The sequence below is a fragment of the Archangium sp. Cb G35 genome (genome assembly GCF_001896145.1).
In the GTDB taxonomy this organism is placed as follows: Bacteria; Myxococcota; Myxococcia; order Myxococcales; family Myxococcaceae; genus Archangium; species Archangium violaceum.
The window spans coordinates 509,672-526,835 of record NZ_MPOI01000002.1; the positions used below are offsets into that span (position 1 = coordinate 509,672).

11 protein-coding genes are annotated in these 17,164 nt (G+C 70.2%); 8 read left to right on the forward strand and 3 right to left on the reverse strand.

The genetic code is table 11. The annotated features are described in order from the left end of the window. Positions 1 to 6 precede the first annotated feature (6 nt). Complete coding sequence (locus BO221_RS08475; RefSeq protein ID WP_083680862.1) at positions 7 to 3,990, reverse strand: protein kinase; 3,984 nt, start codon at positions 3,988 to 3,990, stop codon at positions 7 to 9. Between the two features lie 277 nt (positions 3,991 to 4,267). On the opposite strand from BO221_RS08475, the gene BO221_RS08480 reads away from it, so the two are divergent. Beyond that, positions 4,268 to 6,544 (forward strand): CHASE domain-containing protein, encoded by a 2,277-nt coding sequence (locus BO221_RS08480; protein ID WP_073559878.1) that lies wholly within the window; start codon positions 4,268 to 4,270, stop codon positions 6,542 to 6,544. A 21-nt stretch (positions 6,545 to 6,565) separates the two neighbouring features. Here BO221_RS08480 and BO221_RS08485 read toward each other — a convergent pair whose 3' ends face one another. Both BO221_RS08485 and BO221_RS08490 read right to left on the reverse strand, forming a co-directional pair. Beyond that, a complete protein-coding gene (locus BO221_RS08485; RefSeq protein WP_073559879.1) occupies positions 6,566 to 8,110 on the reverse strand; it encodes a hypothetical protein in 1,545 nt (514 codons plus the stop codon). A 9-nt stretch (positions 8,111 to 8,119) separates the two neighbouring features. Further along, complete coding sequence (locus BO221_RS08490) at positions 8,120 to 8,875, reverse strand: endonuclease/exonuclease/phosphatase family protein (RefSeq protein WP_233165805.1); 756 nt, start codon at positions 8,873 to 8,875, stop codon at positions 8,120 to 8,122. 282 nt (positions 8,876 to 9,157) lie between these two features. Between BO221_RS08490 and mmsA the strand changes: the two genes are divergently transcribed. The 7 genes from mmsA (at position 9,158) to BO221_RS08525 (ending at position 17,154) form a co-directional block, all read left to right on the forward strand. Then, a complete protein-coding gene (gene mmsA / locus BO221_RS08495) occupies positions 9,158 to 10,642 on the forward strand; it encodes a CoA-acylating methylmalonate-semialdehyde dehydrogenase (protein WP_073559880.1) in 1,485 nt (494 codons plus the stop codon). A 17-nt stretch (positions 10,643 to 10,659) separates the two neighbouring features. After that, entirely contained in the window at positions 10,660 to 11,913 is a 1,254-nt protein-coding gene (locus tag BO221_RS08500) for a GTP cyclohydrolase II (protein ID WP_073560276.1), read from the forward strand. Beyond that, positions 11,906 to 13,096, forward strand: a complete 1,191-nt coding sequence (locus BO221_RS08505) for a URC4/urg3 family protein (protein WP_073559881.1) — start codon at positions 11,906 to 11,908, stop codon at positions 13,094 to 13,096. Before BO221_RS08500 ends, BO221_RS08505 begins: the two co-directional genes overlap by 8 nt. Positions 13,097 to 13,174: 78 nt before the next feature. Then, positions 13,175 to 13,810, forward strand: coding sequence for a uracil phosphoribosyltransferase (gene upp, locus BO221_RS08510; RefSeq protein ID WP_043399529.1), 636 nt, complete (start codon positions 13,175 to 13,177; stop codon positions 13,808 to 13,810). A gap of 58 nt (positions 13,811 to 13,868) precedes the next feature. Then, positions 13,869 to 15,146 carry an AHH domain-containing protein gene (locus BO221_RS08515; protein WP_233165807.1) on the forward strand — a complete coding sequence of 426 codons (1,278 nt, stop codon included), beginning with the start codon at positions 13,869 to 13,871 and terminating at the stop codon, positions 15,144 to 15,146. A 16-nt stretch (positions 15,147 to 15,162) separates the two neighbouring features. Beyond that, positions 15,163 to 15,726, forward strand: a complete 564-nt coding sequence (locus tag BO221_RS08520) for an imm11 family protein (RefSeq protein ID WP_073559883.1) — start codon at positions 15,163 to 15,165, stop codon at positions 15,724 to 15,726. A gap of 291 nt (positions 15,727 to 16,017) precedes the next feature. Beyond that, entirely contained in the window at positions 16,018 to 17,154 is a 1,137-nt protein-coding gene (locus BO221_RS08525) for a hypothetical protein (RefSeq protein WP_073559884.1), read from the forward strand. Positions 17,155 to 17,164 lie beyond the last annotated feature (10 nt).

Sequence of the window (17,164 nt, forward strand, 5' to 3'; positions counted from 1 at the left end):
CCCAGGCTACAGGTGGCGGTGCTCTGGAGGTTGGGCTCCGAGTGCCTCCCGGGCCCGCTGCTCGAAGGCGCGGGCCCCCTGACGGCGGGCCACCTGGATGGCGCGCAGGAAGCACTCGCGCGCGTCCAGCTCGTGGTCGAGCACCCGCAGGGCCTCGCCTCGCAGCCGGTGCAGCTCGGCCTCGTAGAAGTGCTGGCCTTCCGTGGGCGCCCGCTCCAGCGCTTCATTGAGGAGCGCCAGCGCCTCGTGCGGCTGTCCCAGCTTCAGGTGCAGCTCCGCCATCAGGCCGAGGTCGTGGTGGAACAGGCCGGCGCTGATGCCCGGGCCCCTCCAGGCCGCGATGCCCTCGCGGATGAGCTTCAGCCCCGCGCGGGCCTGTCCCAGCTCGGCCATGGCCCAGCCCTGGATGAGCGTGGCCCAGATCTCCGAGGCCCGGAAGCCATGCTCGTGCGCGAGCGCGATGGCCTGGGCGGACCACTCCAGGGCGCACCTGGCCTCCCGGCGCAGCTGGCAGGCCACGCAGATGTAGTTCAGCACCATGGCCGTCGTATGCGGGTGGCCGATGCGCCGCGCCAACTCCAGCGCCTCCTGGCTGGAGCGCCGGGCCTCCTGCTCGCGCCCGAGCGCCGAGTACACCATGGCCCCGAAGGCCAGCGTCGTGGCGCGCGGGTTGATCCACTGTTTCTCGGCGATGACGCGGTGGGCCTCGAGCGGCAGGTCCGGACAGGCCAGTCCCCGCTCGACATGGTCCATCGCCGCGGCCAGCTCTCCCCAGATGTAGAAGGTGGCCGCCATCATCCGGTGCCCCAGCGCGAGCAGCTCCATGTTCTGGTGGCGCTCGCCCTGCGCCACGAGCCGCGCAGCGAGCTCGTGCGCCACGCCGTACTCGGCCCGGGAGAAGGAATAGACGAAGAGCCCCCAGTAGGAGAGTTGCAGCCGGGGGAGTGCCTCGCCCACCTGATGGATGAGCTCGCGGGCCCGGCCGTACGTGCGCTCCACTTCCGCGGAGCGGTAGCCCTGCACCTGGGCCAGCGGGATGCCCAGGGAGATGAGCAGCCGCAACTCCTCCTGGAGCCGCTCCGGCGTGTCCGGCTGCAGGCGCAACAGCCGCAGGGCCTGCTGGAAGTGGCTCACCGCTTCGTGGTTGGCCGAGCGCACGCTGGCGCGCTGCCCGGCCTGGAACCAGTAGTGGATGGCCGGCTCGTCCTCACCGGCCTCGGTGTAGTGGTGGGCGAGCAGCTCCGGCTGCGTCTGGCGTACCTCGGGGGACTGCTCCAGCAGGGCCTCGGTGATGCGGTGGTGCAGCTTCCGGCGTGCGCTGCGCGGCAGCGACTGCCAGGCCGCGTCCTGGATGAGGGCATGGCGGAACCGGTAGCCCAGCCCGGCCCGCTCGTTGAGGGGTTGAAGGAGCCCGGCCTCGACCAGCTCCTCCAGGTCGCGCTGGAGCGCCGCCGGGCTCCGGCGTGTCAGCGTGGCCAGCAGCGCGTGCGAGAAGCTGCGTCCGATGGCCGCGCACTCCTGGGCCAGTGACTTCTGCCGGGGGGCGAGCAGATCCAACCGCGCCAGCAGCAGCTCGTGCAGGGTGATGGGGATGGCGTCCGGGGTGCCTCGCTCCAACACCATGTGCGTCAGCTCCTCCACGAAGAGGGGGACGCCATCCGTCCGGGCCACCAGTTGCCGGATCACCTCCGGGGGCAGGTCGCGCCCTCCCGCGGCCTCGCGTACCAGCGCCGCGGTGTGCTCCGGAGACAACCGCTCCAGCGTGAGCCGGTGCATCCGTGGGTGCGCGGGCCAGGGCGGGTGGAAGTCGGGCCGGGCACTGAGGACGAAGAGGATGCGCTCGGGCTCCACGCGCTCCACGAGGTAGCCGAGCAGCTCCAGGGTGGAGGGGTCCGCCCAGTGCAGATCCTCCACCACGGCGAGCACCGGGTGCTGCCGGGCCACGTGCGAGAGCAGCGACGCCAGTGCCTCCAGGGTGCGCTCCTTGCGCCGCTCCGGGGAGAGCTGGAGGGGAGGCCGTGCCTCGGACTCGGGCAGGGACAGCAATTGGCTCAACAGGGAGGCGTGCTCCGCGGAGAGCCCCAGCGACTCCGGCCCCACCGCGCGCGAGGCGAAGAGGCGCCTCAGCACCTCGATGATGGGTTGGAAGGCACTGGTGCTGGTCTGCGGCCAGCACTGGCATTGGAAGTGGATGCAGGTGTCCTGGCAGACGCGTGCGTGCAGCTCCTGGATGAGCCGGGACTTGCCGACTCCCGGCTCGCCGGTGACGAGCACGAAGCCGTCCTGGCCCCGCCGGGCCTTCTCCCAGTACGAGAGCAGCCGTTGCAGCTCCTGCTCGCGGCCCACCAGCGGCGTGAGGCCTCCGGTGATGATCGCCTTCTCGAAGCGGTACGACGAGGGCCGCTCGCTCAGCACCCGGTACACGCCCAGGCGCGACGCCCCCGAGATGCCTTCGTAGACGAAGGTGCCGAGCGGCTCGGCCTCGAACCTCCCGCGCACCAGCGCCCAGGTGGCCTCGCTGGCGGCCACGGTGTGGGGCCCGGCCCGGGCCGCCAGCCAGGTGACCACCTTCGGGGCCTCGCCCTGCAGCACGAGCGTCCGGTTGCCGTGCTCGCGCGGGGGCTCGCTCAGCGTCACCTGGTCCGTGTGCAGGCCCACCTTCACGGCGAGCACGTCCGAGGCGAGCCGGGGCAGCTTGCGCTGGAGGGCGGCGGGCAGCTCCCGGGCCAGGGCCAGCCCCGCCTGGACCGCGTGCTCCGAGTCCTCCTCGCGCACCGCCGGGTAGCCGAAGCAGGCCAGCACCTCGTCGCCCATGGCCAGGACGATGGAGCCCCCGCGCTGCTGGACGAGCTCCGCGCACTGCTGGTGGAAGGCCTCCTCCAGCTCGCCGATGTCCTCGGCGTCCAGCACCTGCCCGGGCGCGGCCAGCCCCGTCAACCGGCAGGACACCAGCGTCACCTGCCGCCGCTCGGGCCTCACGCGGCGCGGGGCCTGCCCGCGCAGGCCGAGCGACTCCCTCACCTCGCGCAGCTCCTCGACGAGCTCCTGCGCCGTCTGGTAGCGCCGCTCGGGAGGCTTGGCCAGCATCGTGCGCAGCAGCGGCTCCACCTCCCGGGGCAGCTCCGGGTGGTGCTCTCGCACGGACGGGATGGGCTCGGGGGAGAGCACCCGGGCACGCAGCTCCTGCAGGTGGGCGTTCGGGTAGGGCGTGGTTCCGGTGAGCATCTCGTGCAGCACGATGCCGGTGGACCAGATGTCCGTGCGTTCGTCCTGCCGCTCGCTCCGCCATTGCTCCGGCGCCATGTAGGCCGGCGTGCCGGCGTTGGGCAGATCCTCGAAGCCCGGAGCGCTGCCCTCCTCCAGCAGCCACGCCAGGCCGAAGTCGAGCAGCTTCACCTCGCCCTGCTTCGTGAGGAAGACATTGCTCGGCTTGAGGTCGCGGTGGATGACGTGGTGCTCGTGGGCATGGGCCAGCCCTGCGGCGATGCCCGCCAGGATGGCGAGGGCACGCCGTGGCTCCAGCCGGGGCTCGCGTTGCAGCAGCACGGAGAGGGACTCGCCCTCCAGACACTCCATGACGAGGAAGGGGATGCGCGGCTCCCAGGCGGCTCCCACCCACTCGGCCGTGTCGAAGAGACGGACGATGTTCGGGTGGGCGAGCTGCGCGATGGCCAGGGCCTCCTGCCTCAGCAGGGAGAAGAGCTGGTGCTCGTCCAGCGGCGAGCCGGGGAGCAGGAACTTGAGCGCCACCTCGCGCCGCAGCTGAGCGTCCCAGGCGCGGAACACCCGGCCCATGGTGCCACCGCCGAGCTGCTCGAGAATCTCGAACCGCTGGCCGTCGCCGCCTCCCAGCCGCTCGCCGAGCGTGGGGATGCGCAGCAGGGCGGACTCCTGGGAGACGGCCTGGAGCAGCACGTCCCCGAAGTCCGAGTCCTCGAACCCGGAGCCCGAGCCGCCTCCAGTGCCATTCCGACCGGTGTTTCCCGCCATGGTCTTCCCCCAGCATCCCCACCCGGCTCCGGTGTCGCGTGCCGCGGCACCCGACATGGCTGGGCCCCAAGTTAGGGAGCGACCAGACCCCGGGCAATGCAAGCGGCCCGGCGGGGCAGGAAGGCGTTGGCCATCCACTTCCTGGAGAGAGTCGCGCCGCGGCCCGGGTGACTCGCCGGGCGGGTCACACCGGGGATGGGGCGGACTCCCTGAAGGGTTGTGCACCGAGCACCGGGTCCGCTCATCTCCCGCCGGCGCGTGAAGCTGGCCCGCACGTGTGGGGGAATGGCAGCGGACGCTGGTCTACCTGCCCGCCTTCATGACGCTGCTTCGCTCCTCTCCCTTCCATCGCCTGCCCCGGCACCTGTTGCCCGTGGGCGTGCTCGCCCTCTGCCTGCTGCTCACGTATTGCGTATGCGTGCTGCTGGGGTTGTCCGCGCGTGCGCGGGACGAGGCGCGCTTCGAGAACCTGGTGCAGTCGACGTCCGACCGCATCCAGCGCCGTCTGGACACGTACGTCGCGCTCTTGCAGGGGACGGAGGGGTTGTTCGCCACCCAGCAGGAGGTGACGCCGCAGGAGTTCTCCGCGTACGTGCGGCTCTTCGATCTCCAGTCCAAGTACCCGGGCATCCAGGGGCTCGGTTTCACGCGGCGCTTCCCGCGCGAGGAGCGCGCCCAGGTCGAGCACCGGGCGCGCACCACCCTGGGCCTGCCGGGCTTCCATGCCTGGCCCGAGGTGCCCGGGGAGGAGATCCACTCCATCACCCTGCTGGAGCCGCGCGACATGAGGAACCTGGCGGCCATGGGCTACAACATGTACTCCGAGCCCATCCGCCGGGAGGCGATGGCCCGTGCCCGGGACACGGGGGAGCCCGCCCTCACCGGGAAGGTGACGCTCAAGCAGGAGATCCGCGAGGACAAGCAGGCGGGTTTCCTCCTGTACCTGCCCGTCTACAAGGGAGGGCGCGTGCCGGCCACGCTGGAGGAGCGGCGCGAGCTGCTCGAGGGCTTCGTCTACTGCCCCTTCCGCGCGGATGATCTGCTCAACGGCATCTTTGGCGCCGAGCGGCACCCCCGCGTGGCCTTCCAGCTCTACGACGGCCTGGAGGTGGACGAGGCGCGCCTGATGCACCGCTCGCACCCCGAGGCGTTGGCGTACGAGCCGATGTTCACCACCACCACCACGCTGCTGGTGGCGGGGCGGCCCTGGACGCTCACCTTCTCCTCGCTGCCGGCCTTCGACGCGACGGCCGCGCGGCCCATCGTGCTGCTGCCCTTCTCGGGGCTGGGCGCGCTGGTGAGCCTGGGATTCTTCTTGATGATGCTCGCTCAGGTGCGGGCGCGTGGGGCGGCGGAGCGGAGCGCGGACGAGCTGCGCGTGGCGCTCGCCGAGCGGGCCCGCGTGGAGGAGCAGCTGCGCGAGGCGGACCGGCGCAAGGACGACTTCCTGGCCATGCTGGCCCACGAGTTGCGCAACCCCCTGGCGCCGGTGCTCACCGCCGTGCAGCTCATGGAACGCAAGCAGCGGGCGGGTCTGGGCACGGAGCGGGAGCGCGAGGTGGTGGAGCGCCAGGTGCACCACATGCGGCGGCTGGTGGATGACCTGCTCGACGTGTCGCGGGTGACGCGGGGCAAGATTCAACTGCGCACGCACCCGATGGACCTGGTGGCCTCGGTGGGGCGGGCGGTGGAGTCGGCGCGGCCCTTCGCGGAGTCGCGGGAGCACACGCTGCGCGTGGAGCTGCCGGACAGGCCGGTGTGGGCGGAGGCGGACCCGGTGCGGGTGGTGCAGATCTTCACCAACCTGCTGCACAACGCGGCGAAGTACTCGGAGTCTGGTGGCCGCATCACCCTGACGTTGGTGTGCGAGGGCGGCGAGGCGGTGGTGCGGGTGACGGACACGGGCATGGGCATTCCGGCCGAGGCGCTGCCGCACCTCTTCGAGCCCTTCATGCAGGTGGCGCGCACGCTGGACCGGGCGCAGGGAGGCCTGGGCCTGGGGCTGACGCTGGTGAAGCAGTTGGTGGAGATGCACGGCGGCCGCGTGGAGGCCGCGAGCGAGGGTGTGGGGAAGGGCAGCGTCTTCACGGTGCGCCTGCCGCTGCTGCCCGAGGAGCGCGTGCCGGTGGCGCCTGTGGATGTGCCGGCCGGGCAGGAGGTGTCCACCCGGGGGCGGCGGGTTCTGGTGGTGGACGACAACGTGGACGCCGCGGAGCTGCTGGGCGAGGTGCTGGAGATGGACGGGCACCGGGTGACGGTGGTGCATGACGGCATGGCGGCGCTGGAGCACCTGGGCGCCGAGGCTCCCGATGTCGTCTTCCTCGACATCGGGCTGCCGGGGATGGATGGGTACGAGGTGGCGCGCAGGATTCGCGAGCGCTCGGGCGGCGCGGGTCCGCGGCTGGTGGCCGTGACGGGCTATGGACAGGCCTCGGACCGGCAGCGCTCGCGCGAGGCGGGCTTCGATGCGCACCTCGTCAAGCCGGTGGAGCTCGAGCAGGTGCGCGAGCTGGTGGCGGACGCGGGAGCGGGTGGTGCCTCCACGGTGAACTGACGGCGCTCAGCGTCGGCCGTCTCAGCGGGGATGGACCTTCGGTGTGACCGCCGGGTCGTTTCCCTCGCCTCCGTGGAGGAGGGGGGACTCGCCGCTGCCTTTCACGTGCTCCTCCGCGAACGCGAGCACCCAGGCGCGGGTAATGGACGCGGTGCGCTCCGCCGGCTCCAGCGTTCCCGTGTCGAAGGTCTCGGCGCTCACCTTCGAGTCGTAGCTCTTCATCAGCTCCACCAGGAGCGGGAGGTCGGAGAAGGTGAGGTGCCCCGCCTGGGAGACGGTGACCTCGTAGACGGGCGCGTGTCTGTCCTTGATGAAGGAGCGATGGGTGCCGTCCTCGTGCGCCTGGGCGTGCATCAGGAGGAGCGGCTGGGTGATGCCCTTGTCCCAGGAGCCCTGGAAGCTACCGTCGAGGTTGGCGCAGGCGCGGACCCCCGTTTCCTTCTGGCAGACGATGGTGGAGGCGGCACCACCGATGGAGTGTCCGAACACGCCCACTCGCTCCAGATCGAGCCGCCCGGTGAAGCGGCCCCGGGCGTCCTCCGTGTCGAGCGCGCGGACCTGGGAGAGGACGAAGCGCAGATCCGTCACCACCACGTCGAAGTAGGGCGTGCCGAAGAGGCCGGTGGGCTCCTGGGTGTTGGGGGCGTAGCGGCCGTCGGGGAAGATGACAGGACCGTTGGTATACGTGTGCGAAGTGGCCACGGCCACGTAGCCATGGCTGGCGAGTTCCTCCAGCACGGACGTGTAGAAGGTGGGGGAGAAGCCGGCGCCGGGCGAGAAGAGGATGACGGGGAAGCGCTCGCCGGCCGCGAGGGGCGCCTCGGCCACTGAGTGGGTGTGGACGAAGTCCAGCACGCCAGGGGGCAGGTCGAGGCCGCCCTGTTTCAGCTGGGCGATGCCCTCGCGGCGCGCGAGGAAGTAGGGCGCGGGCTGGGTTCGCGGCGTGGGCGTGGCGGGATACCAGACGCGCATCATCAGCTCGCGCTTGTCTTTCTTGTCCTCCGTGAACGTCTCCTCGCGAGAGGAATCCACCCACGAGAAGGCGGTGGTGCCCACGGCATGGGGGCCTGAGGGCGCGGGGAGCCGGGTGAAGAGATGGCCCGAGGCCCGGGCCCGGTCGCATCCGTCCACCCGCGCACCGGCACGGGTGCTCGCGTCCAGCTTCAGGCGGCTCACCTCCGCGTGGAGGACGCCGTTCTCCCTCAATGCGGCAAGGGGAAAGCGCAGCACGACGTCCACGAGGCCGTCTCCGTTCACGTCCTGCTCGCGGAGCCCGGGCTCGGCGGAAACGCTCGGGGCGGAACCGTCCGGGTCGGACATCGTGGCGGTAGCCGGGTCGAGCGTCCGTGCATCGAGCGTGGCATCCCCGAGCACGGCCACTTCCAGGGCACCGAGGTCCGACGGCGCCACGACGTTCGGGTACGTGCCCGGGAGCACGTCGAGCGCGGTGGTGCCGGTGCAGAGCTCGGGAGCAGGAGGAGGCAGCGGCTTTTTGCCACCACATCCAGTGGCGAGCACCGCCATCGAGGTGAGGGCGGCGAGCAGCTGGGAGGGCTTCGCGGTCATGTCTGTTCTCTATCTGAACTCGAAGAGCGCGCGGACGGGGAAATGATCCGAGCCTCCGGAGCGCAGCACCCTGGCCTCGGAGAAGGTGAGCTCGCGCCCGAGGATGTGGTCGATCTCCACCATGGCGGGCAGGGCGGTGTTGGCGCCGGGCCAGGTGTTGCCACAGGAAGCCTTCGGTCCATCACAGGAGTGGGTGAAGCCCGCGGCGGCGAAGGCTTTCATCGCGTCGGCCTCGCGGCCCTCGTTCATGTCTCCGAGGAGCAGGATGGGCGCTTTCTCCTGGGCATAGCGCTCCATCAGGGCCTTGCCCTGTTTCGCGCGCAGCTTCGCGTTCTTCTCCAGCGATACGAGCAGGCCGTCGCTCTTGATGTGTTTCGCCCCGGGCGCCATGAGGTGCACGCAGACCACCTTCAGCCGCTGCCCGCCGAGTTTCACGTCCGCCTCCATGCCAGGAATGCGGTGGGGCTTCTCGGGGAAGCTCCGGGTGCGCGGCAGCGGATGCCGGCTCGCGATGCCCATGCCCCAGGTGCCCCTCCGGGGGACGAGCACGGTGTGCGGGTACTCCTTGCCCAGACGCTTGCGGAAGGCCTTGGCGAAGCCCGGTGTCAGCTCCCGCAGGCAGAGGATGTCTGGCTTCTCCCGCTCGATGACGTCGAGCGACTTCTCGATGTCCTCCGCGGGGGCGTCATAGAGGACGTTGTAGGCCATGGCCTTGAAGGGCTGGCCCGAGAGCAGGGCGAGCACCACGAGCAGGGGGGTGTGCATGTCCCTCCCGGGTGCAGGGGCGGGGCCAGGGGACTCTCGGCGTGGACGCGGCCTCGATGTGGGCTCGCGTGGCCGCTGGGACGCGGAGGCGTGGCCCTGGGGACGCGGGAGGTCACCCCTGGCGCGTGTTTTCGTCCCTGTCACTGCGCGGCGCGTCGTAAGGGCCGAATGTTGGGAAACGGACCTTCTTTCCGAGCCTGCCTGCTCCCCTCGGATTACCGGGTTTTGCCGGGCACTTGTTATGCTCGCAATTCACGCAGTTGTCACTGTGGGGGAGCGCGAGTGTCCTTCGTCCAGTTGCCCGAGAGCGTTACCACCTGCCGCAACCTCGTCGGAGGCGAGTGGCTGGTGCCACGCGATGCCTCCCTGCTCGACATACACAGTCCTTATACCGGAGGAGTCATCGGCCGCGTGCCGCTGACGCCCGCGGAGGGGGTGGCCCAGGCGGTGGAGGCCGCCCGGGCCGCGGCGCCCGGTTGGCGCGCCACGCCCCTGCGCGAGCGCACCACGCTCATGAGCCGCTTCCGCCACCTGCTCGAGTCGAACCTGGATCGCCTGTCGCACCTGGCGGCGAGCGAGGCCGGCAAGACGGTGGCCGAGGCGCGCGCGGGCCTGCTCAAGGGCATCGAGGTGTGCGACTTCGCGCTCTCGCTGCAGAACCTGGACACCGGCGGTGGCATGGAGGTGAGCCGCGGTGTCAGTTGTGAGTTCCGGCGCGAGCCGCTCGGCGTGGTGGCGGGGATTACCCCGTTCAACTTCCCGGGCATGGTGCCGCTGTGGATGTTCCCCATCGCCGTGACGGTGGGCAACGCCTTCATCCTCAAGCCCTCGGAGAAGGTGCCGCTGACGGCGTGCGCCATGGGCGAGTTGATGGTGGAGGCGGGCATTCCGCGCGGGGTCTTCTCCGTGGTGCATGGCGGCCGCGAGACGGTGGAGGCCCTGGTGGCCCACCCGGACGTGCGCGCGGTGGGTTTCGTCGGCTCGTCCTCCGTGGCGCGGCGCGTGTACGCGGAGGGCAGCGCGCAGGGCAAGCGCGTGCTGGCGCTCGGCGGGGCGAAGAACCACCTCATCGTCGTGCCCGACGCGGACGAGGCGCTCACCGCGCAGTCCGTGGTGGACTCCTTCACCGGGTGCGCCGGCCAGCGCTGCATGGCGGCCAGCGTGCTGCTCGCGGTGGGAGACGTGCAACACATCATCGAGCAGGTGCGTGAGCGTGCCTCGCGGATGGAGGTGGGCCCCGGCATGGGCGCCATCATCGACCGCGCGAGCCTCACCCGTCTGGAGACGGCCATCGCCGCCGCGGAGCGCGCGGGTGCGCGGGTGCTGCTGGATGGGCGCGGGAAGAAGCCGGCCGGGGAGAAGTGGGCGGGCGGCTACTGGCTCGGGCCCACCATCCTGGACGGGGTGCGCCCGGACATGGAGGCGGCGCAGCGGGAGCTGTTCGGCCCGGTGCTGTCCATCGTCCGCGTGCCCACGCTGTCGGCGGCGCTGGAGGTGGAGAACGCCTCGCCCTATGGCAACGCGGCGTCCATCTTCACCACCAATGGCGCGGTGGCGCAGGCGGTGGTCGAGGGCTCGCGCGTGGGCATGGTGGGCGTGAACGTGGGCGTGCCCGTGCCTCGCGAGCCCTTCTCGTTTGGTGGTACCGGCGAGTCCAAGTTCGGCCACGGTGACATCACGGGGGCGTCCAGCCTCGGTTTCTGGACGGACCTGAAGAAGGTCACCCGCAAGTGGACCTCGCGGACCGATGGCAGCTGGATGAGCTGAGAGGATTCGAAATTCCCATGCCTGATAAGAAACCCGTCAATCACATCCGTCTCACCTCGCATCCGGACAGCGACTCCCAGGTCACCCCCATCCGCTGGGGAGACCCGGAGCCCATGCGCCGTGGCCCCGTCATCGCCACGCTGACGGATCCCTCACAGCGCAACGTCATCGGTACACACTCGGGCTCGTACGCCATCTACCGGGCCGTCGCCGTGGCCGCCGGGCAGCTCACGCAGGACCACCGGGCGGACCTCACCAACACCGCGCCCGCGGTGCAGATCGGCCCCCACAAGGCCTGGGCGGACCCCGAGCGCATCGTGTCGATGGATCCGTGGGGCGCGGTGGCGCCGCAGGCCTTCCGCTCCTGGCTGGACCAGGGCGTGGACCTCCGGCCCTCCATCGCCATCACCCGCGCGCACATCAACATGCCCGAGCTGCGCGATGCCATCACCGCCGGACGTCTCAAGCCGGACGGCAACATCCTCTGCGCCAACGGCGACGTGAGCGTGGTGAAGGCCGCCGTGGAGCCGGTGTGGTACCTGCCCGGTATCGCCAAGCGTTTCGGCCTCACGGAGGCGCAGCTGCGCCGCGGCCTCTTCGAGCAGACCGGCGGCATGTTCCCCGAGCTCATCACCCGCTCGGACCTGGAGGTGTTCCTGCCGCCCATTGGTGGGCTCACGCTCTACTTCTTCGGGGACATGGACACCATCTCCAACCCGGACATCCCGCTGGCCGTGCGCGTGCACGACGAGTGCAACGGCTCGGACGTGTTCGGCAGCGACATCTGCACGTGCCGGCCCTACCTGACGCACGGGATTGAAGTGTGCATCCAGACGGCCCAGCAGGGCGGAGCGGGCGTCATCGCCTACTCGCGCAAGGAGGGCCGCGCGCTGGGCGAGGTGACGAAGTTCCTCGTGTACAACGCGCGCAAGCGCCAGGAGGGCGGGGACTCGGCGGCCACCTACTTCCACCGCACCGAGTGCGTGGCCGGTGTTCAGGACATGCGCTTCCAGGAGCTGATGCCGGACGTGCTGCACTGGCTGGGCATCACCCGCATCCACCGCTTCGTGTCCATGAGCGACATGAAGCACGACGCCATCGTGCGCTCGGGCATCGAGATTCTCGAGCGCGTGCCGATCCCGGAGGAGCTGGTTCCCGCGGACGCCAAGGTGGAGATGGAGGCGAAGAAGGCCGCCGGTTACTTCACCACGGGCAAGGTAGCCTCGAAGGAGGAGCTCGCGGAGGTGAAGGGCAGGTCTCTCGATGCGTGAGCCCTCATCCACCGTGGCGTACCTGCGCAGCCCTCGCACCATCCGCGAGCGCTGCCGGGCCCTGCTGGCGCTGGGCACCGCCGGCCAGCTGAAGCACTTCCGCGTGGACATGGATCGGCTGCCCGCGGTGGCGGACTACGTGCTGGCCGTGACGCGCGAGATGTACCCCACGCTGGACATTCCAGTGCACAGCCGGTGGGGGCACTTCGACGTGGGCGGTGTGCGGCGCAACGCGGAGCTGGATGCGCGGCTGGCCTCGCTGCCGCGCGCCGAGCGGGCCCGGGCGAAGTTGGACCTGGTCATCACGAGCGTGCTGCTGGACGCGGGCAGCGGGCCCACGTGGAAGTACGTGGAGCCCGGGGGGGGCACGTATGCGCGCTCCGAGGGACTGGCCGTGGCCAGCTTCCGCATGTTCCTCGCGGGGGCGTTCTCCTCGGACCCGAGCCAGCCCCTGCGGGCGGACGCCGAGGGGTTGCAGCGGTTGACGCTCGAGTCGCTGGCGCGGGGCTTCCAGGTGACGGAGGCCAACCCGCTGGCGGGCCTGGAGGGCCGGCTCGCGCTGCTGCAAGGGCTGGGACGGGCGCTGCCGAGGCCCGGTGCTCTGTATGACCAGGTGTTGGCGTGGGGCACGCGCGTGCCCGCGGCCGAGGTGCTGGGACGGGTGCTGGAGTCGCTGGGCTCCATCTGGCCCGGGCGTGTCACGCTGGAAGGGGTGAACCTGGGCGACGTGTGGCCGCACTCGATGATGGGGCGCGAGGGGAGTCCGGAGTCGCTGGTGCCCTTCCACAAGCTGTCGCAGTGGCTGACGTACTCACTGCTGGAGCCGCTGGAGGAAGGCGGCATCACGGTGACGGACCTGGACGTGCTCACCGGGCTGCCCGAGTACCGCAACGGAGGCCTGCTGGTGGACATGGGCCTGCTGGTGCCGAGGGACGCGCGGCTGCTGACGGAGGCGTACGCACCGGGCTCGGAGCCGATCGTGGAGTGGCGGGCGCTGACGGTGGCGCTGCTGGACGAGGTGGCGAAGCAGGTGCGCGAGCGGCTGGGGATGACGGCGGAGCAGTTGCCGCTGGCGAAGGTGCTGCAGGGCGGGACGTGGAGCGCGGGCAGGAAGATCGCCGCGGAGAAGCGTCCGGGAGGCACGCCGCCCATCCGCATCGAGAGCGACGGGACGGTGTTCTGAAGTGCCCTCCCTCTCCCTCTGGGAGAGGGCCGGGGGTGAGGGTCTTCTTTCTAGTACTCGAGCAACGAGGAGAGCGCCGTGACGTACCCTAACTGCACCGTGGTGGACCACCCGCTGGTGAAGCACAAGCTGACCCTGATGCGGCGCAAGGACACGAGCACGGCCTCGTTCCGCGCGCTGTTGCAGGAGATCTCCCTGCTGCTCGCCTACGAGGCGATGCGGGATCTGAAGGTGCGCGAGGAGACCATCGAGACGCCGATGATGGAGACGGTGGCTCCGGTGCTGGACGGAAAGAAGCTGGTGCTGGTGGCGATCCTGCGAGCGGGGCAGGGCATCCTGGACGGGATGCTGCAGTTGGTGCCGAGCGCGCGCGTAGGACACATCGGCATGTACCGGGACCCGAAGACGCTGGCGGCGGTGGAGTACTACTACAAGGTGCCGAACCAGCTGGCGGACCGTGACGTCATCATGTGTGACCCGATGCTGGCGACGGGGAACTCGGCGGTGGCGGCGCTCAACCGGGTGAAGCGCAGCAAGCCGGGGAGCCTGCGGTTCGTGTGTCTGCTGGCGTGCCCCGAGGGCCTGGCGAACCTGCGCGAGCACCACCCGGACGTGCACGTCTACACCGCCGCGGTGGACGAGAAGCTGAACGAGCACGGCTACATCCTGCCGGGTCTGGGAGACGCGGGAGACCGGCTCTTCGGTACGCGGTAGCTCGAAGTCCGAGGGCCATGCATGCTGCCGGAGCATGAGTGAGTGCTCCTGGCCGCGGATGGTTGTGGCCCTGTGGTGGCTGTTGTTGGTGTCGTGTGCCACGTCCCCGGAGGTGTTGCCTCCGGAGGGGCGGAGTGCGGCGCGGCCCACGGTAGTGCGGACGAGCACGTTGCCCGGTGGTGCACTGCGGCTCGCGTTCGGGCCGGTGGCGCCTGACCTTGCGCTGGAGCGGGTGAGGGTGGAGGAGGCGCGGGCGGTGCTCGCGGCCTTCCATGCGTCCTTCCCACGAGAGGAGAGCCGCCGTTTCCGGCTGGTGCGAGCGTCGACGGAGCCGGGGCCGGAAGAGTGGGAGCGGCAGCTGCGGGAGGAGTTCGTGTCCCGGTTCGGTGCGCCGGAGGTGGCGCTGCCCGGGTCCTTGGAGACGAGCCGGCTCCTCATGGCGCTGAAGCTGTCCCCCCACTACATGGGTCAGGGAGTCCGGGAAGCGGCGAGGGAGCTGTTCAGCTCACGCGTCTTCCTGACGAGCGTGGCCCTGTCGGTGCTGGTGTATTTCACGGCGTGGCTGACGCCCGAGCCCATTTTCACGAAAGCGTTCGTGGCGACGTGGACGCTGCGGCTGGCGCTGGCGGTGGGGGCGGTGGAGTTGAGCCGGTTCGCGAACGCGTGCGTGCGGCTGTACCAGGAGGCGCAGGCGGCGAGGACGGTGGAGGAGTTGGAGGCGGTGGCCGAGCGCTTCGGCAAGGCGGTGGGTGGAACGGGGCTGAGGGTGTTGATGCTGGTGGCCAGCATGGGTGTGGCCAAGGGGTTGCCCGAGGTGCCGCAAGGGGGACTCGGGGCGTTGCTGCGCTGGCCCCGGTTCGCGCTGCCCGAGGGGCTGTCGATGGGGGGCGCGCAAACGGTGCAGATGGTGGCCGATGGCACCGTCGTGGTGACGGGAGTGGCGGCGGGCACGGCGGCGGCATCCGCGGTGGGAAGTGCCTGCACGGATGGGAGCAAGAGCCAGGAGGGCTACCACTGGCACCACCTGGCCACGAACAAGAATGAAATCTCGACGGTTTCCGGAGGGCCCTGGACGCCCAGGTTCGAGCAGTTCTTCGAGTTGGCGGGGATGAGCCTGGACGCGGCAGAGAACCTCATTTACCTCAAGGGGCACAAAGGTCCTCACCCCGAGGCGTACCATCGAGAGGTATACAGGACGCTTGCCTCGGCGACTGAAGACTGCGGGTCCCTCTCTCAGTGCAAGAGCAAGCTCGCTGAGGCACTCCGGAGAATCGCTAGAGAGGTCTGCACTCCTGGATCACGACTCCATACGCTCGTGACAAAGTCGCAGGATTGAGGAGCCAACGAGAATCATGCCCAGGTACTTCGAACTGGAGGATGACCTCTACCATCCGGGTCGCTGGCACTTGAGGAGCCCCCTGGATGAGCAAGGGGAGCGAATCAACCCCTGGCAGTTCTTCAAAGGCAGGCAACTCGAGCTCCAGGGATTGGTCCGCTTGCCCGTCAGGCCAGATGGGGTGGCGTTGGATTTCAGCTGGGCCGGGGTCTCCATCCCCGTGGTGCATGGCCGCTTCGTCCAGCTCTTCGAGCGTCTGGGCGTCCAGGACGTGCAGTTCATCCCCGTGGAGGTGGAGGGCCATGCCGGGCCCTTCTTCATCCTCAACACGCTGTGCACCCTCCGCTGTATCGATGATGCCCGGTGCGAGGAAGTGCACTACTGGAAGCCAGAGGATGGTCAGCCGGAGAAGGTGGGGAGGTACCGCGTTGTCTCGGGCCTGCGCATCGATCCAACGAAGGTGGGCGATGCCCGCATCTTCCGCACCTGGGGCTGGTCACAAGGTCTCATCGTCTCCGAGGATCTCAAGCAGGCCCTGGAGGCCGAGCGCATCACCGGCACACGGTTCGTCGAGGTGTGAGCGGGCGGCCACTTCCCCGGTACCCGAGGGTTCCGCCCGGCCCCGGATTGCTTTCGGCGTGGACCGCGTTTACCTTCTTCGAGCGATGATTCTCCTGACGTGCCAGCGTCGATTTAGCCGCCCCCCGAGCCCCACCAGGCGCCGGGAGGCCGTGCTGCGTCGCTAGCCCGTTCTCCCTTCGCGGATCGCCTCTCGGCGTGACGCTCGCCTGGACCAGGGGTTCGGGGGGTGTCCGAGCGTCCCGGCGTCTCCTGACGCCGCCTCCTTCCACTCCAGCCCGAGAGCCCTTCCATGTCCGTCTGCATCCTCAGCACAGACTCCGTCCGCCGTGCCCTCTCCATCCGCGACCTGACCGACCCCTCCGCCGGCCCTCATGCCATGCAGCGTCTCGTCGAGGACGTGCTCGCCGCCCTCCGTGACACCTGGCGCTGCGATGTCCTCCTGCACCGGCGGAGCCCCATCGTCTCCGTCTCCGACAACTACGACCGGCTGCGCTACCCGCCCGATGGCGCCGCCCGCGACGCCCGCTACACCCGCTACGTCTGTGACACCGCCCTGCTGCGCACCCAGACCTCGGCGATGATTCCTCCCCTGTTGCGCCAGCTCGCCGCCTCGCCCCGTTCTCCTGGCGATGTGCTGCTCGCCTGTCCCGGGCTCGTCTACCGCCGCGACTGCATCGACCGGCTCCACACCGGTGAGCCCCACCAGATGGACCTCTGGCGCATCCGCCATGGTGCACCACTCGGTGTCCGGGAGCTGCTCCACATGGTGGAGACCGTGGTGCGCGCCCTGCTCCCCGGCCGAGAGCTGCGCACCACTTCTTCCCAGCACCCCTACACCACCGGCGGACTCCAACTGGATGTCCGCCACGACGGCGAGTGGGTGGAGATCGGCGAGTGCGGCCTGGCCCATCCCCAACTGCTCGCCGACAGCGGCCTGGACCCGTCACGCGTCTCGGGGCTCGCCATGGGGCTCGGGATGGATCGCATCCTCATGTTGCGCAAGGGCCTGGACGACATCCGCCTGCTGCGCGCCGAGGACCCGCGCATCGCCTCGCAGTTGCTCGACCTGGAGCCCTACCGCGAGGTCTCCTCCATGCCCGCCGTCCGCCGCGACCTGTCCCTCGTGCTCGAGGGCGACACCACCCACGAGGAGCTCGGAGACAGGGCGCGCGCCACACTCGGCGAACAGGCCGGCGTGGTGGAGTCCGTCGAGGTGCTCTCGGAGACGCCCTACGCGTCCCTGCCGCCCGCCGCCGTCCGGCGGCTCGGCATCGCTCCCGGGCAGAAGAACGTGCTGCTGCGCGTGGTGCTGCGCGCGCTCGACCGCTCGTTGACCCACTCCGAGTGCAACGAGCTGCGCGACCGCCTCTACGCGGCCCTGCACCGGGGCTCCGCCTGGCAGTGGGCCTCGGCCGCGCACCCTTGAGGCAGGCCCC